This is a genomic window from Pseudomonas sp. A1230, assembly GCF_044218825.1.
GTDB classification, from domain to species: Bacteria; Pseudomonadota; Gammaproteobacteria; order Pseudomonadales; family Pseudomonadaceae; genus Aquipseudomonas; species Aquipseudomonas iridis.
The window spans coordinates 1209624-1226304 of record NZ_CP162582.1; the positions used below are offsets into that span (position 1 = coordinate 1209624).

Here is a 16681-nt window from a genome sequence, read left to right on the forward strand (position 1 = left end):
GTTTCCTCAGTTCGGTTGGTTGTCCCACTGCTGTTCGATGCGGCGGGCTTCGTCTTCATACTCTTTGCGCTGCTCGCCGCTGAACTGCTCGGGCGAGAATGCGCCGACCTTCATCCAGTCGAACTGGGCGGCCAAGCGTGGCGTGCTCACAGGGGTATTCCTCAGAAGTTGATCGTCACGTTCGGCACTTCGCCTCGCGCGATCTTGAGGACGATGGCCTTCGCCAACTCCTCGGAGACATTCATGGAGATGATCGTTTCCTTCGCGGCGCACATGATCCGGCTCTTGTGAGCCTTGTCAGCTTCGCGCAGGTTCTGCTGGCGAATGATCTCGTCGGCTGCCGCCTTCTGGCGCGCTTGCTCTTCTTTCCGAGCATCCTCAGCAGCCTGCTCAGCACGGGCAGCCGAATCTCTTTTTTCCTGCTCTGCGCGTTGTTCTGCTGCCTCTTTATCAGCCTTGGCCTGCTTCTCGCGACGCCCGGCATCCTCGGCCTGCTGTTTCAACTGCAACTCTCGCTGCTCAGCCTGCTCCCGCTCGCGTCGGGCAGTCTCGTCAGCCTCCTTTTGTGCCTTCTCTGCCGCTTCCTTGCGGATCTGTTCGTCGCGCTCACGCTGCGCCCGGGCTTCGTCGTCAGCGCGACGCTGCGCCAGTTCGGCCTGATCTGCTTCGTATTTTTGGCGGGCTGTCAGAGCATTGCGCAGCGTGTTCAGTGCCGACTCTTTGGCCAGTGCTGCATCAACCTGGAACTCTGCCCACTTGTCGGCGATCGCTACCGCGTCGATACGGGCGATTCGTTCCGAAAGGTCTTCGGCGGTGATGCCGTCAAGATCTACCGCGAGCGCCGTAATCTTGGCGATGTCGTCTTTGATAGATGCAATCCTTCTCTCTTCTGCTTCCTCCCAGTCATCCAATGGCTTGCGGATTTCCTTCTGCCACAACTCCAGGGTGTCCCAAACGCGCTTGCGCTCGGCGTCGATACGTTTCGGGACTTCCTTCTGTTGGGCTGACAACTCTTTGCCTACAGCATCGAGCGCCGTTTTGGACTTGGCGACCTTATGTGCCATCGAAGCGAATGCCTTGCGTCCCTTGTCAGTGGCGAGGTCTGGCAGCACCGAAAGGAATTTGTCGACTTCGGTGCGGATCTGGCTCAGCCATGGGTCAAGACCGTTCGCCGTGCTGTACACGGACAATGCGGTTTCTTTTGGCGGCACTTGTGCCAGTTCGGTAGATGCGCTCACGGAATATCCTTGCCGCGACGTGCGCAGCGATTGAATGCTTCGCTTATTGGGTGATGCGTTCGGCGAGAGCGCTGAGCAGCATCAAGAAGGTGTAAACGCCGATGGCGGAGAACGAGCCGCGCCGAATCAACAGGCGGCGTGCTCGCTGAAGGCTGGTCACCGGAAAACCCGGTAGGTGGTTGAGTGCGGCACTTCGCAGACACCAGACGAATCGCGTGCTGTCGTGTAAGCGGCCATCCCGGCAACGAGGACGGAGGCGAGGATCCAGTAGGCCAGCTTCATGGCCGAGCCCTCACAGCGATACGTCCGCCTTTCATGGTCACCGACAGGCGCTGCGGGAGGTTGTCGACCAGATCCTCGCGCTTGCGGCCTATCACCTCGTTGAACGGGAGACCGAAGCCGAGGATGGCGATGCGGCGCTCTATGTCGTCGAGCTGTTCATCGACCAGCGTTTTTACCGGTGGCGTTGTCATGCGGCTCTCCCTTTTCGGAATTCGTATGCATGGTTCAGTCGTTCGCTGTAATCAGCGTCCTCTGTCGCGCTGATAATGCTTAGCGCGCGGAAAATCATCAGAGCGGTGTTAGCTGAGGACCGGACGGCCACTGCACTGCAATCGGGGTCGGACATGCTTTTGATGTAGCCTTCGAGCATCCCAACGGCCAGATCGTGATTGCCTGCAACGGTATGGCCGGCGGTCACTGGGACCTGCTGAGCGCTCATTTCAACCCCCAGAATTCACCGTAAGCGACCACTGCTGCCGAGACACGCTTTGCCCGCGCTTTACGGTCTACGAGTTCCTGAGCTGCCATCAGCGCTTGACGGTGCGTGCGTTGCTGCTCAGCAGCTTCATAGTCATGGAAGTCTTCAACCATCGGCGCTTTCGGGCGCCCCCAGTCGTCGTAGCGCCTGTCCCACTCTCGGGCCTGCGCACTGTCTGCATAGCTGGTTGCCATGATCGCCTCCGTGGTGGCGGGTGTTGATCCAACAAAACTCGGATGCACTCATCCGCTCCGCTGGTTGCCGTTGGGCGCGGAGGGGAGTGCATTCGGGATTGGTCGGGGGAGAGTGGGTGCAGATGGCCGGGCGCGAATCCGGCGAGAGCGGACCCTTTCGGGACGACCGCTCGGAGGAGCAACCAGCATTATCTGGCGCCTATTAACCTGCGTTTCTCTAGGGCCGCCGAAGCGTTCAACCCAGCTTTCAACGCCGCATCTGCTTGCCGGTCACGTCTCCGGCGCCGAGTTCCACGGCCGTGTTCAGTTCGCCAGCGCTCGATAACAACCGATTCTGGGATTTGATGCAGGTGGGCGGTTATAGGCCGCAGTTTCGTCCGCATCGGGGTATGATCGGAACACCGGGGCGCTACCCCCACTTGGTTCCCGCCGCGTTTGTAGTATTGGCCGTCTCGCTTATACCGGCTCAGGACATTTCACGGGTCTTTGCGATCCTAGCGCTGCAGCCCACTTGGGCACGCTCCGATCACACCCCGATGCGCTCTCATAGAGAGGATCGGGCAGTTAACGACAGGCTGTCGTGGCGCTGGTTGTTCAGGCTGCTTCCGGCTCGTCCCTGTCGTACTTTTCTCCGCAAAACATGCAGTAGTTGGCCTGCATGCTCATCGACTTCTTCTTGTCCTTCATCACGCCGGCTTTCGTAGGGGCTTGATAGGTGATATCGATCGGCATCACTTGGCGTGACTGCATCCTCCCATCGCCGAACATCAGCGCGTACCCGGTGAGGCGAGCGCTCAAATTCTTGTGACCTTCCGGGAGTTGAGCTGGCAGATGCTCAAGCAAGCGAGCTTCTGTTTCCTGTCTGCAATTGCACGTCGTCTTGCCCTCCGTTGATTTCCAATGCCGCCTGATCGGAGCGGCATCAGAAATATGCGGTCATGCTGCCAGCGCGTTCAGCTTTTGACGGCAGCTATCCATTTCAGACTTGCAGCGCAGAGCATCAGCACGATCGCCTTTGCGCAGCGCTTGAATCGCCCAGTGCTTCCAGTCAGCGATGAAGCCTTCGAGGTCGGCGATCATTGCCGCGTGAGTGCTGGCGAATTGACCTTTGTCGTTACGAATAGCCATGATGAATTCCTCCGGTTGATTTCCCGTCTGGCCCTGTCGCCAAGGCCAGCCAGTGAAATCTGTTTTTGAACCACCGAGAAATCCTCGGTAGTTCATTCCGCCCCATGCTCGGCGCCTCGGTTTCCCCACCTGGCCGGCGTCACACATTTCGTGTTCGGTGTTATTCGCCGGCTGGCTTGCATGGTTTGGCGTCCTCCCATTAGGGGAGTCCGGCAGGTTCCAGAGCCTGCATGGAGATCGAAGTTTGTGTTTCGCGCTATGCCCGTTTCCGGGGATCGATCCGCGAAGATTCCAAATTGTGAAAGAGCGGCGGGTCTCTTGAGGCCCTTCGCAGTGGCTGTGTGTCGCTGCGATGGGGGAACAATACCTCCGGTATTGTATGTGGTCAATACCGCCGGTCATGTATTTTTTAAAAGTCATGAAAAAACCCGCTCAGTGGCGGGCTATACGAGAAAGGCTGGGGCTGCGATCTTTCGATCTGGGTTATGGCTGGCGTTGGAGCTCCTCTTCAGCGTCCTGGTCATTCGGAACAGATAAGGCCAAGTAGTAAGCCCAGCACCAGCCGATCAATGTCCACCCAAGGAACAGATTGATTAGGAAAAGCTTTCGCGGCTGACTTGACTCAGATAAGGCAACACATATTGAGGGGAACAGGTAAATGAGTATCGCGCTGACGTAGAAGGTGATATTGGCCGCAATGGCGACCCCGTTATTTCCACTACTGATGAAGTAGCTGACTAAGCAGGTAGGCGCTAGCAACGCCAATCCCAAGACCCCCATCTCATTTTCCTCATGAAAGCTCGTTGGTAGCTATTTGATACCACGCAACAGGTACTTTGGATAGCTGGCGCTTTCAGGTTGACTGCCACGCGGCGCTCAGAAGGTAGTCGCGATCGCCTGCGCGAGCTGCATGTCTGACATCAGCGGTGCAGGGTAGGCCGAGCGGTAGTACCTGGAGGCCTGCTCAAACTCCGCACCACGGATATCGCCGTCCGAACCAATGAACGCCAGAGCGTCGGTCTTGGCCGACTTGAAAATCTCAGGCGGCTCAGTCGTGAGGGATGTGGTCGCTCCAATTAAAATGGTTGGCGCGGAGATTGTGAGAAATATCGCGGCAGCGATAGGGTTGGCCCCATCACCTGATACGGCCTGAGTGCTAACTGACAACAGCATGGCGGCCGCCAGGATCTTCAGTGTGTCCACTCTTCGATGCTTCCATTGCGATCCGAGGGCGCCACCATAGCAGAGCAGGGCGCTTGCCAGAAACAAGAAGCCCGGCGCTGGGCCGGGCTTCTTGTAGAGATTGCATCATCCCAGTAGGTGCTTTGCGGCAGCGCCAAGCGCTGCCGATGCAAGGGCACCAATTACGACTGCAGCGCCAAGGTACTTGGCCATGGTGACCTTTATACCGTTGACATCATCGGAAACCTTTTTGGTGTCCGTTTTTATACTGCTCACATCCTTTTCGATACGCTCGAATCTGGCTTCAGATATTTTTTCCCAAGCTTTATCTCGTTCAGCTTGAGCAGCGAGAAATCCAGAAAATTTTTCTGATAGCGCCGCATCTCTTGCTGCCTGCTCAAAGCGGAAGGATTCTTGACGCAGATCAACCTCTCGCCGGACCTGCTCATCGCGAAGTGCAAGCTCACTCTTGTAGTCAAGCACTCGCTTTTCCGCATCGTACTCCATCCTGTCGATGCGCTTATCCATCCGCTCTTCAATGGCAGATAAAGTTGTCGCTAGCTCTTCGCGTGTTATGTCGTTCATTGGCCCAGTATGACTATCGGGTGTAGCCCTGTCATCCTTGACATACCTTGTCTGGGGCAGATGAGCTTCGCCGAAAAGCCTGCCGCTATAATTATCCATTTTTTTCTTGGCTCGGATTCTTATCAATCCAGTCTGCAATGAATTTTGCTCTGTGCTCCCTTATGAAGCCGCAGTTGTCGCACTCCAATTGCAGATTGTATGCTGGCTCAGACCCAAAGGTTGCCCCGAGCGGCATAAGAAAGACCACCTCATCTTCACCATCCGCGAAAGGGACGATCCATTTTTCAGACCCGCAGCAGGGGCATTTAGCCTTATCTGTTTTGGCTACCAAAAATCTGATGGCATCCTTGAACAATATTTTCATCACAATCCCTTTTGATACGCCTAAACATTAATCGCTACAGCATCCCGACGCCTAATCGGGCTTGCTTCGATTTATCTGTCCCGCCTTCACCTCATCCGCATAACCTACCAGCCGATCTTCCCCTGCCTGCATTACTACGCAGATCCTGATCACTGCCTGGGCATCCGCCTCATTGCCGGCCAGGCTCAGTCGCTCGGCAATGCGCATCAGCTCGACCGCTGACCACTTGAGGTCTGAGCCGGTGCCTTGAAGGTCGCGCTTCAGTTCTTGGTTAGGATTGGTGAGGGTCATATGAGCTCCTAAAGCATCCCGCCGCGCCACACGACGCGCCCGATGATCCGTACTTCGTTTATCTCGCCGTCTCGCAGGATCTCGTCGCCGTAACGAGCCTTGTCAGAGTTATCGCTACGGATGATCCAGCCTTCGATATCTGACTTCACCAGGCGCTTCACGATCGTGCCTTTGGTAGAGCTCTGCATCGCGAAGATCTGGCCGTCCTTCGGCTCGATCTTCGACTCATCCACCAGCAGCACGTCTCCATCGTTGATGGTCGGCTCCATGCTGTGGCCGTTCGCGTAAATGACGTCCAGGTGTCGCTGGTTCAGGTTGTTCGCCCGCAGCCAAGACGACTTGAACGCCATGACGCCACGAATCTCTACGTGAGGGTTGTCGTCGCCTTCACCGGTCGAACCGCGTGCGGTGAGCTGCAATACGCCTGTGTAGGCCGGCTCATTTCGGAGATCGAAGCTCCTCGCCGGCACGCGAATGTCGTCTGTTTCTCGATGAGAGGGGCGCATATCTGGGAGCGAAGCCGCCATCTTCTCGATCTGAGCGGCAAGTGTTGGACTGATATCCGACACAGGGACCTGCAGCGCTTTCGCAAAAACCACAGCAGCGTTAACGCTCAAGGCTGTGCGCCCATTCATAAAGTGGCTCACAGCGCCTTGCGTCACGCCATCGCCCAGTTCTGCGGCGAGTTTTTCTTGGGTGAGCTTCAGCTCCCCGCGCTTTGCCTGGAAGAGGGATTTCAGACGAGCGCTGTCTTGCAGCTGCCAGTCAGATAACGGAAGCCGTCGGGAGTCTTTTTTCATGGAGTGATGTTATTACCCACGGTATTTACTTAACCAATATCGCCGGTATTGACTGTTAACAATACCGGCGGTCATACTTGTGGTGAAATCTACGCAGAGGACGCCGCAATGCGCCGAATCCCACTCACCGAATTTGCCAAAGAACACGGCCATACAAAGGCCGCGCAGCTGCTCGGCTGTACGCAGGGCGCCCTCAGCAAGGCGATCCGCGTAGGCCGTGATGTGTACGTGACCCTCGAAGACGACGGCAGGTTGTCGGCACAAGAGCAGCGTCCGTTCCCGTCCCAGAAATCCGCCGCATAACCAATTTCAACAGCCAGGAGCATCGAAGCATGTACATGGACCCCAATCAAAAGCGCGCCATCCCGGTGAAGGTTCGTTTTGAACCAGTGCTTGATCGGATTCTGCGTAAGGCCGCGACCAAAACCCGTATGCAGCACGCCACCTACCTCTACGAAATCATCGAGTGGGCAGTGGCCAATGGCGTGATCGAGGAACTCATGCAGGACAAACAAGAAGATATCGCGGGCTGAAGCCCCTTTGGAGGGCCAAATGACCGTAGAGCTTGAAAGGCTTCCTCCACCGACTCGAAAGCGAGTGGAGGAATTGATGCGCGCAAACGGCTGGACCTTCAGCCGTGCAATCAACGAAGTAATGGAAACCGCCATCGCGAGCGGGGCGCTTTCTGAGGTTGGGAGGAAGAAGGCGCCAGTCCTTCAACTGGTGACCCCAATGAGGGCCTCTGGCAGGGACTCTTCGGGGTAATCCAGAGGGCCTCTGCCAAATTCGGGACGAAAAAAAGCCGGGGTAGTGACCCGGCTCTCTTAAAACGCTTGTGGAGCAAATCATGCACCAATCAATCCAAACGATCAATACCCCGGCCAGTGTCGCGACACAATTTGGCAACGGTGAAAACGTGTCGCGGAAAGATGTTATCGCGGAAGAAATTCACGCAATACAAGAGGGCCTCGCACCCATGACCCTGGCCTACGAATGGGCATTTAAGTTCATGGGGCTTGCCAGTCAGAAAGTTGGATCGATTGACTTGGGGGATCTTGATCATATGGACCGCGATCAGGCCCGAGCTGCGTTGGACGAAATCGAATCTGGTCGGGACAAGCTACGGGCAATCATCCCGCTCTTTGAAAACTACCCATACATCGCCGAGGTCATGCGATCTCACTGCAGCGCGCTGTTCTACGCCGAAGTAACCCTCATCCCATTTTACATTCAATGCAATAAGTCATTTTTGGAGAATAAAAACTCCTCGACCAGCACCTACATCGTGCGCCATCCAACGACGAACATGATCAAAATCGGACGCACCAACGATGTTCGGGGGCGGATCAAGTCCTTGCAGACTGGTGCTGGAGCCATTCTTGCCACGCTGGCGGTAATTCCCGCCGATGTTGAGCAGGAGCTCCATAAGCGATTCGCCGACCTTCGTCGTCACGGCGAATGGTTTGAGGATGTAGGCGGCGTTATCAGTGATTTCGCGAAGACACAGGAGGCTGCGTAATGGCCCGTGCTCGCAACATCAAGCCTGCCCTGTTTAAAAACGAGATCCTTGGCGTCGCTGATCCAATGGCAACGCTCCTGTTCGAAGGGTTGTGGCTGCTCGCTGATAAGGCTGGCCGCCTGGAAGATCGCCCTATGCGAATCAAGGGAGAGCTTTTCCCTTACCGCGACGGGCTGGATGTCGAGGGGCTTTTGAGGTTCCTTGCTTCCGAAGGCTTCATCGTTCGGTACTCAGTCGGACCGAAGCGATACATCCAAGTTGAGAACTTCGACAAACATCAGAACCCGCATCGTAATGAGCCGGAGTCAGTTATCCCTTCTGCGTCAGAGGGTTGTATCACTACCGATTTTGGCGGAAGTACTTCTGCCATTATCGGCAGCGCTCCGGCTGATTCTCTGATTCCTGATTCCGGATCCCTGACTGCTGATTCCCTCAACGCGTCAACGCCTTCGGCATTGCCGACTTCGCCGAGCGACGACCTTTTCCCGAAGTTCTGGAAGCTTTACCCGAACAAGAAGGGTAAGGCCGCAGCTGAGAAAGCCTGGAAGAAGCTCAAGGTCACTGCTGACCTGTTCGGTCAAATTGCCGAAGGCCTGGCTGCGCAAGTGGTTTGCGAGGCATGGGTGAAGGACGGCGGGCAGTTCATTCCCCACCCGGCGACATGGCTTAACGGCAAGCGCTGGGAAGACGAGGTGAAAGTAGCCAGCAACGTGCACCCGTTCCCGCAATCCCGTCACACCGGCTTCGCTGATCGCGATTACACCTCCGGATTGAAGCAGCGGGAGGATGGCAGCTATGCGCTCTGAGCCAGTTCAAACCACTCCGGAACTGCCGCCGGGAACCCGCATCCAGCCTGCCGAGTGCGAAATCCACGGCGCCTATGAGCAGAAGGTGTATGCCGTGCTAGGCCGGGAGCTCAGAAGCAATTGCCCTGAGTGCAGCCGTATCGCCCGAGAGAAGTCCGAAGCCGCTGAGCAAGCCAACAAGGCGATGGAACTGCGTATGTCCCTCGCTCGCAAGCTGGGCGATGCGCTGATCCCGAAACGCTTCACCACTCGCACCCTGGGCAACTACCAGGCCGAGAACGAAGGACAGCGCAAAGCCCTTCGGTTCTGCCAGCACTACGTGCAGATCTTTGACGAGATCCTGAAAACGGGTCGCTGCATGGTGCTGATCGGCAAACCCGGTACCGGGAAAACGCACCTCGGCGCCGGCATGGCCAACGAGCTGCTGCACAACACGTCGCGCACGGCCGTGTACCGCACTGTCGGCGCAATCCTGCAGGCGATCCGCTCCACGTACGACAAGCACAGCGAACGCAGCGAGGCCGAGATTCTGTCGAGCCTGATCGATCCCGATCTGCTGGTGCTGGACGAAGTCGGTGTGAGCAAGGAGCAGCCGAGCGACTTCGAGCTGACGACCCTGTTCGCAATCATCAATGGCCGGTACGAGCAGGAGCGCCCCACGGTGGTCATCTCCAACCTCGAAGCAAGCCAGTTGCCAGCCGCCATGGGTGACCGCTGCGTCGATCGCCTGCGCGAGGGCGGAATGATCGTTGTTCCGTTCGAGTGGGAATCTCAGCGCGGAAAGGAGGGTTTCTGACATGACCATCGACAAACAAAAACTCCAGAAGCTGCTGTGGGCCGAAGCCGCGTCATTCCGTGCTGACTGCGCAGACTGGAAACGCAACACCGAGGCGTTGCAGGAATTCCTTGGGGAGAAGACCGTGGAGGAGATGGCGCTGGAACTGTTGGGCGAGAACGAAGCACTGCGCCTTCGTTGCGATCAATTGGACGATGACAAGCAGTCCATGACCGAAACCCACGTTCTCTACACCTGGCTGCGCAAGAAGTGCGATCAGCCGAGCAATGACTTTGTGGCTGTGCAAATGAACATTGGCCACGACTGGGTGCCCGTGCATGACCTCGATCGCGACCTGCGATCCATGATCGAGCGGGAGGAGCCATGAACGAGTTCCCAATCCGCAGTCAGCGCGACATCAGCCGTCTGATGGGCGTCCTGCATGCAACCGACTTCACCAAACCCAAGATCGTGGTCATCAAGGACGAGAAACGCCCGGACGTTTGCAACCGGAAAATGTGGGCAATGCTCAAGGACGTTTCCGAGCAAGTCATCTGGCACGGCAAGAAGCTGACCAGTGAAGACTGGAAGTGTCTTTTCAGTGCCTCGCTGGAGAAGCAGCGCGCGGAGCCTGGTCTCGACGGTGGCTTTGTCGTGATGGCCGTATCGACCCGCAAGCAGTCGCAGAAGTGGTTCAGCGATCTGTTCGAGCTGATGCATGCCTTCGGCGCTGAGCATGACGTGCGTTGGACGGAGCAGGACAAATGGGGGGGAAGGTATTGATGCGTACTGCCCTCAAGGATGTGAAGCAGAAAACCTGCAAGGCCTGCGGCGAGAAGTTCGCGCCGATGTTCAACACCACGCAGGTAGTGTGCAGTCCGAAATGCGCGCTGGCTCACGCGCCGGCGAACAGCGAGAAAGCCCGCAAGGCCATCGCCCAGCGCGACCGCCGAGATATCCAGGTGCGCAAGGACAAGCTGAAGAGCAGGGCGGATCACCTGCGCGAAGCCCAGGCGGCGGTGAACGAATACGTCCGCCTGCGCGATGCGCATTTGCCGTGCATCAGCTGCGACTCTATGCCGAACGACAACGACCTTATGACCGGTAGTCGTTGGGACGCTGGCCACTACCGATCCGTCGGCGCCTGCCCAGAGCTGCGCTTCGAGCCGTTGAACATTCACCGCCAGTGCGTGAAGTGCAACCGCAACCTGTCCGGCAACGCGGTCGAGTACCGCATCCGGTTGGTGCTGCGCATCGGTGCCGAAACTGTGGCATGGCTGGAAGGGCCTCATGAGCCCCGCAAGTACACCGTCGAAGAAATCAAAACCATCAAGGCCGAATACCGAGCCAAGACCCGCGAACTGAAGAGGGCTGCAGCATGATCTATCCAAGTGTTCTGAACGCAGTTGTCTCGGCCCTCGCGGCCGAGGCCATCGACAACACCAGTAAGCAGGCGTGGCAGAAGCTGTACAACTCTGCCGACGAGGAGGAGGGCGGCGATCTGGCGACACTGGTCCGCTCCCGTGGTGCTGACACCATCGACCGCACCCAAGTGGACTGCTGGGTATCTGCCCGCCTGCACAGCGCGCTTGAGCAAAAGCACTGGGATGCGCTGGTGGCAAAGTACAGCACGCACAAGGGGCGCAAGGTACAAGCCATTGCTGCACTGCAAACCCAGATCAACACGCCGGCGCCGAAGCTGTTCCTGTTCAAGGCCAGCACCGCATGGGCTATCCCGCAGTTGAAAGGAGCGCGGCCGAAGGTGGCGACCTCCGTGCCAGTCGAGATCCCGATCGATGCGCCAGAGTGGCGCCGTGAGGCTGTGGTGAAGGCGGCGCTAGCGGCCGGTCAGGCGAAGGTCAAGCGTGACAGCTCCCGATCCGCCGACATGATCGTGCTCAAGGACAGATTCTACGATATGAACACCTGGGACAACGACGGCACCCCGGAGTCGACTCGCCGCCGGTGGCGTCAGGATATCGGAAAGGCTGCCGACGACCTGGTCAATGAGGCTCTGGCACACGCCGCCGACATTCTCGGAGGCGAAGGTTTGTTGATTGAACAAGCTGCGTGATTGCCTGTTGACATCAGTGAGCGAATGAGCGAAATTAATCACATCCTGTCATTCCTGCGCGTATCGCGGAGTGACAAACGAAACCCGGCCAAGCGCCGGGTTTTTTGTTATGGGATTTCTGTGTAGCTCACGTCGGTATAGCCGGAGTCAATGCACATTGTCTTAAAAGTCTGTCGAGTTGGGTCGCCCCAAGCCTTATCTTTCATCGGAATGCTGAATCGCTGCGCGACAATCTGCCATTCATCATTTTCATAGAAATGATCGGCCTGATGGACAAATGTCTTTCTCTCGCCGCCTTTGGTGTAGCTGATTTCGAAATTGCGAGTGTCAGGCATAGTTTTCTCCTCGGTAGATGTTATCCATATCGAACAAGCCAATTTAGTTTAAAGCCCACCACGCGTGGGTTTTTTTATGCCTCGAATTTACCTGTAGCCAGGGCAGCCCTCGGGAAGGCCTGGACGTCGATAGCCGGATAGTGCGACGTACGGAATCAACGCCGGCAGCCCGCGCACCCTGACCTCACAATGCTGCAGGGTGGCGCGAGACTGGATCAGCGAGATCGATGCAAAGGGGCGTCGACGTTGAGAAGGACTTTGGCCGACAGCTCGGAAAGACGAGCGCACCTATTCAGGGCCTCTGCATTTGCAGGGGTTTTTTTATACCCGACAGAAACAAAAAAGCCCCGACAGATTCGGGGCTTTACGTTCAGGCGCGGAAAAAAGAGAGGGCGACCCCGGAGGGTGCTGTAACACCCAACGAGGACGCCAGATCGCAGATAGAGCCTGCAAGCCAGCCAAGGCCCTCACTGCTCGCGCGAGCGGGGCGGAGCCTAGCAGAAAAACAAATGGACTTGCAGATGTTAAAAGAATGCAGATGCGGAAAATGCAACAGACTTCTCGCCCGCGTGGGTGAGTTTACCGAGCTCCAGATCAAATGTTCCCGATGCGGGACGTTGAATCATGAGAAGGCCACGAGCCTCGAGCGATCGCCTTTGAGCGACATGAAAGCGGAATCGTCCGCGAACAATCATTTGACTCAAAAGGTAAAAATATGAACGCAGTAAAAGTTGGCAAAAATTACCTAACAGTAAATCCAGGCAGCAATGTGGTTCAGGTTGTGGCTCCTGCGCTAAACACCTCCGGTGTGATTCTTAGCACTTGCCTCATCAGCACGACCAATGGCGGGGCGGGGGTTTTCACTGGCACCTCTGCTCCTTCGAGCATTGTCGACCAATCCAAGCCAATTATTTTCTCCGCAAACGCGGGCTCGGCTGTTAACACCGGCTCTCAGCTTGCGTTGCCATACCCGCTGTTTCTCCCTGCTGGTCAAGGTTTGTGGGTTGCGGCAAGTGTTCCAAGTGCGGCGGTTGCGCTGACCTGGGATGTCTTGGCTTGATCTGAGAGTGTGTGGGGGGGCTTTGACAGCCGTTCCCACATTTAAGCTATCTAGATTTCCCGGATGAGGCGAGTCGCTACGTTTTGAACCGCTGCAGTTATCTGGCGTAGTGGTGATGACATAAACGCCTAGCTTATCCATTGCCTCGGCAACTGCTGGGGCTTTTTCGTTTTCGGCTCCCCACACCCATTGCTCCGAGCTGGGAGTGCAGCGGACGCCGGATTTATCAATCTCCCCATGGGGGAGGCAACTCGGATGCCTACCATGCCTGATAAGCCAGACACCTGGGCCAAGATCTGGCTGGCGTTGAGCAATCCGCTCTGGCAGGGCGCAATCATGGCCATCACCGTATCGTTGCTTCGCGTGATGTACGACGCGAAGGAAACCAGTAAGCGTCGGATCCTTTTCGAATCGCTGATCTGTGGATCGCTGAGCCTTGTTGCGTCCAGCGTGATCGAGTGGATGACCTGGCCGCCCAGTCTGTCGGTTGCTGCCGGAGGGACTATTGGGTTCCTCGGAGTGACAGCCATTCGCGAGCTGGTGACCCGCTTCCTCGGTCGCAAGGCGGATGCCGCATGAAGGCCTTCGCTGCTGCAATCATCATCGCCCTGGTCGGCCTGCTCCTCGTTGGGATTCAGCAGTCGCGCGTCATCGCCCTTCGCGGGGAGGTGGCATTCGAAGCCAGCGAGAAGAAGAAGGCGGTGGACGCCAACCTCGAAAGCCAGGCCACGATCACCACGCTGCGCGCCGAAGCTCAGCGCAACGCCGATTACCAGAAAGACCTGAACAAGCGGTTACAGGCCAGTCAGGCCAAAGCCAGAAAGGCGGAGAAGAACTTTGAAGAACTCAAGCGCAACAGCAAGCCTGTTCGTGATTGGGCTGCTCAGCCTCTGCCTGACGGCCTGCGTGGGAAAGCCGGCGGTGGTAACAAAGACAGCGGCGGTAAGAGTCGAGCCCCCTGAACTGGTGCCATGCGAGCGAGTAGCTGATGAAGACCTCGCCGACAACGGCCAGCTGTGGGAGCTGAAGAACCAAGCCATCAACCTGCTCGACACCTGCGCAGACCAGGTGGACGCGCAGATCAAACGCAGTCAGAGCAAGTAGGTCGCGACACGGTTCGCGAGAGTGCAAATTGTGTCGCGACACGAAGGATGTGCCGCAGGTTAGTGCGGCACGGATGAATCACGTCACTTTCAATGCCTCTTGGATCTGGTCGGCATACTTGCTCAGGCTGCTCATCTCATAATCGAGCGCGGCTCCATTGGTGGGAGAGTTCGAGACCTTGGACTGGATCAGGGTAAGTGCAGCTGCGACTGCAGCCTCACGTTTTGCCTCGGCGGAGCCCTCGCTCATCCCGGAATGCCGGCGTAGATTTTTGAAGTTTTCGGACATGTTGCTTTCCTTGCTGTGAGTTGAACCCCACCAATACCGGCAACCAGCCACTATTACAAGTATCAGAGAGTCCCATGACAACCAAGCAACCCGACTGGGAGGCGATCGAACGAGCCTACCGGGCTGGTCTGCTTTCCATCCGAGAGATCGCATCAACCCAAGGCATCACCCACGGCGCAATCAACAAGCGCGCCAAGCGGGATGGATGGGAGCGAAACCTCAAGGCAAAGATCCAAGCCAAGGCTGATGCGTTGGTATCCAAACGCACGGTATCCACTGAGGTATCCAGCAAACAGGCGGATACCGAAAGAGAGATCATCGAGGTCAACGCTGAGGTCATTGCGAACATCCGCATGGCTCATCGCGGCGACATCTCGCGGGGTCGGCGACTGACCAACAAGTTGCTGGATGAGCTGGAAGGCCTGACCGACAACCGCCACCTGTTCGAAGAGCTCGGCGAGCTGATGCGCTCCGAGGATGACAACGGGCAGGACAAGCGCAACGACCTTTATCAGAAGATCATCGACCTACCTGGCCGCTCCAAGACGATGAAAGAAATGGCGGAGACGCTGAAGACCCTGATCTCGCTGGAGCGCCAAGCCTACGACCTTGACACCAAATCCGGCGGCAATGACGCTGACGAGCTGTCCAAAATGATGGACGATCTATCGAAGGACGCCTGACATGAAGCCCGAGCACTTGAAGCTGCTCCGGGATAAGCGTTGGCGGTTGAACAATCTCTACTTCATCACCGACAAGCAGGGGAAGAAGACTCGCTTCCGGATGACGGACGAGCAGATTGAATACTTCGACGGGATGCATACCCGCAACATCATCCTTAAGGCTCGTCAGCTCGGCTTCACCACTGAGTGCTGCATCATCCAGCTCGACGCCGCTCTGTTCGAGTCGGCCAAGTGCGCGCTGATCGCCCACACCCTGAACGACGCCAAGCGTCTGTTTCGGGAGAAGGTCAAGTACGCCTACGACAACTTGCCGAAAGAGATCCGCGCCGCGAACCCTGCGAGCAACGATGCTGCCGGTGAGCTGGTATTCAGCAAGGGCGGTTCGCTCTACGTCAGTACCTCGTTCCGGGGCGGCACGCTGCGTTACCTGCACGTCTCCGAGTTCGGGAAGATCTGCGCCAAGTTTCCCCACAAGGCGCGCGAGATCGTCACCGGAGCCTTCGAGGCTGTCGCCACCGATTGCTTTGTCACGATTGAATCGACGGCGGAGGGGCGGGCAGGCTACTTCTTCGAGTACTCGCAGAGCGCGGAGAAGCAACTGCTCTCCGGCACGCCGCTGGGCAAGCTGGACTGGAAGTTTTTCTTCTTCAGTTGGTGGAAGAACAAGGCCTACTGGCTCGATCCGGCCGAGGCGATCATCCCGCAGCGGCTGACCGACTACTTCAACGAACTGTTCGCAAAGCACGGCATCGACACGAACCCCGGCCAGCGCGCCTGGTACGCCGCCAAGGAAAAGACCCTCGGCGACGACATGAAGCGGGAATACCCGTCGATCCCGGCCGAAGCCTTCCAGCAGTCGATTGAAGGCGCCTACTACGCCCAGCAGTTCACCAAGCTTTACGCCGCTCAGCGCATCGGCACGCTGCCAGACAACAGCCACCTGCCAGTGATGACCTTCTGGGACATCGGCGTCGGCGACTCCACGGCCATCTGGTTCGTGCGTCAGGTCGGCAACGAGTACCACGTCATCGACTTCTACCAGAACAGCGGGGAAGGCCTGCGGCACTACATGAAGGTGTTGAAGGACAAGGGTTACACCTACTCCGAGCACTGGGGTCCGCACGACATCGACAACCGCGAGTTCGGCAGCGATGCCAAGACCCGTCGGGAAATGGCGCGCGAAGGCTACGAGATCGACGGCCAGCACTACCGCATGACATTTCAGGTCGTTCCGAAGATCGGCGTGGACGACGGCATCGACCAAGCGCGCGAGATCCTCGCTCACTGCGCCTTTGACGAGGCGAAGTGCGAAGAGGGCATCACCGCGCTCGAGAACTACCGCAAAGAGTGGGACGACAAGAAGGGGTGCTGGAAAGACCGGCCGCTTCACGACTGGGCGTCTCACCCTGCCGACGCATGGCGATACTTCGCAGTCGCGAAGAGCAAGCGCGTAGCAGTCACGCACATTCCTGTCACATTCAGCTTCTGAGGCCAT

The 16681-nt window shown here is 57.3% G+C and carries 31 protein-coding genes; 16 read left to right on the forward strand and 15 right to left on the reverse strand.

The features are described from left to right. Nucleotides 1–6: 6 nt before the first annotated feature. The 13 genes from AB4P97_RS05595 to AB4P97_RS05655 all read right to left on the reverse strand — a co-directional run bounded on the left by AB4P97_RS05595 (nt 7) and on the right by AB4P97_RS05655 (nt 6542). Nucleotides 7–150, reverse strand: coding sequence for a hypothetical protein (locus AB4P97_RS05595; protein ID WP_395602172.1), 144 nt, complete (start codon nt 148–150; stop codon nt 7–9). Nucleotides 151–161: 11 nt separating this feature from the next. After that, entirely contained in the window at nt 162–1064 is a 903-nt protein-coding gene (locus AB4P97_RS05600) for a hypothetical protein (RefSeq protein WP_395602173.1), read from the reverse strand. Nucleotides 1065–1516: 452 nt separating this feature from the next. Continuing rightward, on the reverse strand, nt 1517–1711 hold the full coding sequence (locus tag AB4P97_RS05605; RefSeq protein ID WP_060766136.1) for a hypothetical protein: 195 nt from the start codon (nt 1709–1711) through the stop codon (nt 1517–1519). Beyond that, nucleotides 1708–1959 carry a hypothetical protein gene (locus tag AB4P97_RS05610; protein WP_395602174.1) on the reverse strand — a complete coding sequence of 84 codons (252 nt, stop codon included), beginning with the start codon at nt 1957–1959 and terminating at the stop codon, nt 1708–1710. The genes AB4P97_RS05605 and AB4P97_RS05610 overlap by 4 nt, the downstream gene beginning before the upstream one ends. Continuing rightward, nucleotides 1956–2192 carry a hypothetical protein gene (locus tag AB4P97_RS05615; RefSeq protein WP_395602175.1) on the reverse strand — a complete coding sequence of 79 codons (237 nt, stop codon included), beginning with the start codon at nt 2190–2192 and terminating at the stop codon, nt 1956–1958. The genes AB4P97_RS05610 and AB4P97_RS05615 overlap by 4 nt, the downstream gene beginning before the upstream one ends. 594 nt (nt 2193–2786) lie before the next feature. Further along, the gene (locus AB4P97_RS05620; protein ID WP_395602176.1) at nt 2787–3035 is read right to left on the reverse strand and encodes a hypothetical protein; all 249 of its coding nucleotides are present in this window, start codon (nt 3033–3035) and stop codon (nt 2787–2789) included. Between the two features lie 93 nt (nt 3036–3128). Beyond that, the gene (locus tag AB4P97_RS05625; protein WP_395602177.1) at nt 3129–3320 is read right to left on the reverse strand and encodes a hypothetical protein; all 192 of its coding nucleotides are present in this window, start codon (nt 3318–3320) and stop codon (nt 3129–3131) included. A 483-nt stretch (nt 3321–3803) separates the two neighbouring features. Beyond that, nucleotides 3804–4100, reverse strand: coding sequence for a superinfection immunity protein (locus AB4P97_RS05630; RefSeq protein WP_395602178.1), 297 nt, complete (start codon nt 4098–4100; stop codon nt 3804–3806). A gap of 96 nt (nt 4101–4196) precedes the next feature. After that, entirely contained in the window at nt 4197–4523 is a 327-nt protein-coding gene (locus AB4P97_RS05635; RefSeq protein ID WP_200614775.1) for a DUF2388 domain-containing protein, read from the reverse strand. Between the two features lie 105 nt (nt 4524–4628). After that, nucleotides 4629–5186: a hypothetical protein gene (locus AB4P97_RS05640; protein ID WP_395602179.1), complete on the reverse strand. Its 558-nt coding sequence runs from the start codon at nt 5184–5186 to the stop codon at nt 4629–4631. After that, a complete protein-coding gene (locus AB4P97_RS05645; RefSeq protein WP_395602180.1) occupies nt 5179–5451 on the reverse strand; it encodes a hypothetical protein in 273 nt (90 codons plus the stop codon). Before AB4P97_RS05645 ends, AB4P97_RS05640 begins: the two co-directional genes overlap by 8 nt. Nucleotides 5452–5502: 51 nt before the next feature. Continuing rightward, entirely contained in the window at nt 5503–5742 is a 240-nt protein-coding gene (locus AB4P97_RS05650; RefSeq protein ID WP_395602181.1) for a hypothetical protein, read from the reverse strand. Nucleotides 5743–5750: 8 nt separating this feature from the next. Beyond that, nucleotides 5751–6542, reverse strand: coding sequence for a helix-turn-helix transcriptional regulator (locus AB4P97_RS05655; RefSeq protein ID WP_395602182.1), 792 nt, complete (start codon nt 6540–6542; stop codon nt 5751–5753). 108 nt (nt 6543–6650) lie between these two features. Between AB4P97_RS05655 and AB4P97_RS05660 the strand changes: the two genes are divergently transcribed. The 9 genes from AB4P97_RS05660 (at nt 6651) to AB4P97_RS05700 (ending at nt 11716) form a co-directional block, all read left to right on the forward strand. Then, nucleotides 6651–6845, forward strand: coding sequence for a Cro/CI family transcriptional regulator (locus tag AB4P97_RS05660; RefSeq protein ID WP_395593536.1), 195 nt, complete (start codon nt 6651–6653; stop codon nt 6843–6845). A 29-nt stretch (nt 6846–6874) separates the two neighbouring features. Then, a complete protein-coding gene (locus AB4P97_RS05665; protein ID WP_039012569.1) occupies nt 6875–7075 on the forward strand; it encodes a hypothetical protein in 201 nt (66 codons plus the stop codon). A 314-nt stretch (nt 7076–7389) separates the two neighbouring features. After that, nucleotides 7390–8061: a GIY-YIG nuclease family protein gene (locus tag AB4P97_RS05670; RefSeq protein WP_395602183.1), complete on the forward strand. Its 672-nt coding sequence runs from the start codon at nt 7390–7392 to the stop codon at nt 8059–8061. Beyond that, a complete protein-coding gene (locus AB4P97_RS05675) occupies nt 8061–8867 on the forward strand; it encodes a phage replication protein (RefSeq protein WP_395602184.1) in 807 nt (268 codons plus the stop codon). The genes AB4P97_RS05670 and AB4P97_RS05675 overlap by 1 nt, the downstream gene beginning before the upstream one ends. Next, nucleotides 8857–9663 carry an ATP-binding protein gene (locus AB4P97_RS05680; RefSeq protein WP_395602185.1) on the forward strand — a complete coding sequence of 269 codons (807 nt, stop codon included), beginning with the start codon at nt 8857–8859 and terminating at the stop codon, nt 9661–9663. The genes AB4P97_RS05675 and AB4P97_RS05680 overlap by 11 nt, the downstream gene beginning before the upstream one ends. Nucleotide 9664: 1 nt before the next feature. Beyond that, the gene (locus AB4P97_RS05685) at nt 9665–10030 is read left to right on the forward strand and encodes a hypothetical protein (protein ID WP_395602186.1); all 366 of its coding nucleotides are present in this window, start codon (nt 9665–9667) and stop codon (nt 10028–10030) included. Beyond that, nucleotides 10027–10425, forward strand: coding sequence for a recombination protein NinB (locus tag AB4P97_RS05690; RefSeq protein WP_076567235.1), 399 nt, complete (start codon nt 10027–10029; stop codon nt 10423–10425). The genes AB4P97_RS05685 and AB4P97_RS05690 overlap by 4 nt, the downstream gene beginning before the upstream one ends. Next, the gene (locus AB4P97_RS05695) at nt 10425–11024 is read left to right on the forward strand and encodes a recombination protein NinG (protein WP_395602187.1); all 600 of its coding nucleotides are present in this window, start codon (nt 10425–10427) and stop codon (nt 11022–11024) included. The genes AB4P97_RS05690 and AB4P97_RS05695 overlap by 1 nt, the downstream gene beginning before the upstream one ends. Continuing rightward, nucleotides 11021–11716, forward strand: coding sequence for a hypothetical protein (locus AB4P97_RS05700; protein WP_395602188.1), 696 nt, complete (start codon nt 11021–11023; stop codon nt 11714–11716). Before AB4P97_RS05695 ends, AB4P97_RS05700 begins: the two co-directional genes overlap by 4 nt. Nucleotides 11717–11823: 107 nt before the next feature. Here the strand turns inward: AB4P97_RS05700 and AB4P97_RS05705 are convergent, their stop codons facing one another. After that, the gene (locus tag AB4P97_RS05705; protein WP_395602189.1) at nt 11824–12051 is read right to left on the reverse strand and encodes a hypothetical protein; all 228 of its coding nucleotides are present in this window, start codon (nt 12049–12051) and stop codon (nt 11824–11826) included. A 521-nt stretch (nt 12052–12572) separates the two neighbouring features. Between AB4P97_RS05705 and AB4P97_RS05710 the strand changes: the two genes are divergently transcribed. The 5 genes from AB4P97_RS05710 to AB4P97_RS05730 all read left to right on the forward strand — a co-directional run bounded on the left by AB4P97_RS05710 (nt 12573) and on the right by AB4P97_RS05730 (nt 14215). After that, nucleotides 12573–12770 carry a Com family DNA-binding transcriptional regulator gene (locus AB4P97_RS05710; protein ID WP_395602910.1) on the forward strand — a complete coding sequence of 66 codons (198 nt, stop codon included), beginning with the start codon at nt 12573–12575 and terminating at the stop codon, nt 12768–12770. Then, the gene (locus AB4P97_RS05715) at nt 12767–13111 is read left to right on the forward strand and encodes a hypothetical protein (protein WP_395602190.1); all 345 of its coding nucleotides are present in this window, start codon (nt 12767–12769) and stop codon (nt 13109–13111) included. Before AB4P97_RS05710 ends, AB4P97_RS05715 begins: the two co-directional genes overlap by 4 nt. 255 nt (nt 13112–13366) lie before the next feature. Next, nucleotides 13367–13690 (forward strand): phage holin, lambda family, encoded by a 324-nt coding sequence (locus AB4P97_RS05720; protein WP_122597479.1) that lies wholly within the window; start codon nt 13367–13369, stop codon nt 13688–13690. Then, complete coding sequence (locus tag AB4P97_RS05725; protein ID WP_395602191.1) at nt 13687–14073, forward strand: hypothetical protein; 387 nt, start codon at nt 13687–13689, stop codon at nt 14071–14073. The genes AB4P97_RS05720 and AB4P97_RS05725 overlap by 4 nt, the downstream gene beginning before the upstream one ends. Then, nucleotides 14033–14215: a hypothetical protein gene (locus tag AB4P97_RS05730; RefSeq protein WP_047297581.1), complete on the forward strand. Its 183-nt coding sequence runs from the start codon at nt 14033–14035 to the stop codon at nt 14213–14215. The genes AB4P97_RS05725 and AB4P97_RS05730 overlap by 41 nt, the downstream gene beginning before the upstream one ends. A gap of 78 nt (nt 14216–14293) precedes the next feature. Here the strand turns inward: AB4P97_RS05730 and AB4P97_RS05735 are convergent, their stop codons facing one another. Next, complete coding sequence (locus tag AB4P97_RS05735) at nt 14294–14503, reverse strand: hypothetical protein (protein ID WP_395602192.1); 210 nt, start codon at nt 14501–14503, stop codon at nt 14294–14296. A gap of 74 nt (nt 14504–14577) precedes the next feature. On the opposite strand from AB4P97_RS05735, the gene AB4P97_RS05740 reads away from it, so the two are divergent. Together AB4P97_RS05740 and AB4P97_RS05745 are read left to right on the forward strand one after the other, a co-directional pair. Continuing rightward, the gene (locus AB4P97_RS05740; protein WP_395602193.1) at nt 14578–15186 is read left to right on the forward strand and encodes a hypothetical protein; all 609 of its coding nucleotides are present in this window, start codon (nt 14578–14580) and stop codon (nt 15184–15186) included. Nucleotide 15187: 1 nt separating this feature from the next. Then, the gene (locus tag AB4P97_RS05745; RefSeq protein WP_395602194.1) at nt 15188–16675 is read left to right on the forward strand and encodes a terminase; all 1488 of its coding nucleotides are present in this window, start codon (nt 15188–15190) and stop codon (nt 16673–16675) included. Nucleotides 16676–16681 lie beyond the last annotated feature (6 nt).

Coding starts and splice junctions, on each gene's coding strand:
- AB4P97_RS05600 (WP_395602173.1), bottom strand. CDS start 1,064: ATGGCACATAAGGTCGCCAAGTCCAAAACGGCGCTCGATGCTGTAGGC.
- AB4P97_RS05605 (WP_060766136.1), bottom strand. CDS start 1,711: ATGACAACGCCACCGGTAAAAACGCTGGTCGATGAACAGCTCGACGAC.
- AB4P97_RS05610 (WP_395602174.1), bottom strand. CDS start 1,959: ATGAGCGCTCAGCAGGTCCCAGTGACCGCCGGCCATACCGTTGCAGGC.
- AB4P97_RS05615 (WP_395602175.1), bottom strand. CDS start 2,192: ATGGCAACCAGCTATGCAGACAGTGCGCAGGCCCGAGAGTGGGACAGG.
- AB4P97_RS05625 (WP_395602177.1), bottom strand. CDS start 3,320: ATGGCTATTCGTAACGACAAAGGTCAATTCGCCAGCACTCACGCGGCA.
- AB4P97_RS05630 (WP_395602178.1), bottom strand. CDS start 4,100: ATGGGGGTCTTGGGATTGGCGTTGCTAGCGCCTACCTGCTTAGTCAGC.
- AB4P97_RS05640 (WP_395602179.1), bottom strand. CDS start 5,186: ATGGATAATTATAGCGGCAGGCTTTTCGGCGAAGCTCATCTGCCCCAG.
- AB4P97_RS05645 (WP_395602180.1), bottom strand. CDS start 5,451: ATGAAAATATTGTTCAAGGATGCCATCAGATTTTTGGTAGCCAAAACA.
- AB4P97_RS05650 (WP_395602181.1), bottom strand. CDS start 5,742: ATGACCCTCACCAATCCTAACCAAGAACTGAAGCGCGACCTTCAAGGC.
- AB4P97_RS05655 (WP_395602182.1), bottom strand. CDS start 6,542: ATGAAAAAAGACTCCCGACGGCTTCCGTTATCTGACTGGCAGCTGCAA.
- AB4P97_RS05660 (WP_395593536.1), top strand. CDS start 6,651: ATGCGCCGAATCCCACTCACCGAATTTGCCAAAGAACACGGCCATACA.
- AB4P97_RS05665 (WP_039012569.1), top strand. CDS start 6,875: ATGTACATGGACCCCAATCAAAAGCGCGCCATCCCGGTGAAGGTTCGT.
- AB4P97_RS05670 (WP_395602183.1), top strand. CDS start 7,390: ATGCACCAATCAATCCAAACGATCAATACCCCGGCCAGTGTCGCGACA.
- AB4P97_RS05675 (WP_395602184.1), top strand. CDS start 8,061: ATGGCCCGTGCTCGCAACATCAAGCCTGCCCTGTTTAAAAACGAGATC.
- AB4P97_RS05680 (WP_395602185.1), top strand. CDS start 8,857: ATGCGCTCTGAGCCAGTTCAAACCACTCCGGAACTGCCGCCGGGAACC.
- AB4P97_RS05685 (WP_395602186.1), top strand. CDS start 9,665: ATGACCATCGACAAACAAAAACTCCAGAAGCTGCTGTGGGCCGAAGCC.
- AB4P97_RS05690 (WP_076567235.1), top strand. CDS start 10,027: ATGAACGAGTTCCCAATCCGCAGTCAGCGCGACATCAGCCGTCTGATG.
- AB4P97_RS05695 (WP_395602187.1), top strand. CDS start 10,425: ATGCGTACTGCCCTCAAGGATGTGAAGCAGAAAACCTGCAAGGCCTGC.
- AB4P97_RS05700 (WP_395602188.1), top strand. CDS start 11,021: ATGATCTATCCAAGTGTTCTGAACGCAGTTGTCTCGGCCCTCGCGGCC.
- AB4P97_RS05705 (WP_395602189.1), bottom strand. CDS start 12,051: ATGCCTGACACTCGCAATTTCGAAATCAGCTACACCAAAGGCGGCGAG.
- AB4P97_RS05710 (WP_395602910.1), top strand. CDS start 12,573: ATGTTAAAAGAATGCAGATGCGGAAAATGCAACAGACTTCTCGCCCGC.
- AB4P97_RS05715 (WP_395602190.1), top strand. CDS start 12,767: ATGAACGCAGTAAAAGTTGGCAAAAATTACCTAACAGTAAATCCAGGC.
- AB4P97_RS05720 (WP_122597479.1), top strand. CDS start 13,367: ATGCCTACCATGCCTGATAAGCCAGACACCTGGGCCAAGATCTGGCTG.
- AB4P97_RS05725 (WP_395602191.1), top strand. CDS start 13,687: ATGAAGGCCTTCGCTGCTGCAATCATCATCGCCCTGGTCGGCCTGCTC.
- AB4P97_RS05735 (WP_395602192.1), bottom strand. CDS start 14,503: ATGTCCGAAAACTTCAAAAATCTACGCCGGCATTCCGGGATGAGCGAG.
- AB4P97_RS05740 (WP_395602193.1), top strand. CDS start 14,578: ATGACAACCAAGCAACCCGACTGGGAGGCGATCGAACGAGCCTACCGG.
- AB4P97_RS05745 (WP_395602194.1), top strand. CDS start 15,188: ATGAAGCCCGAGCACTTGAAGCTGCTCCGGGATAAGCGTTGGCGGTTG.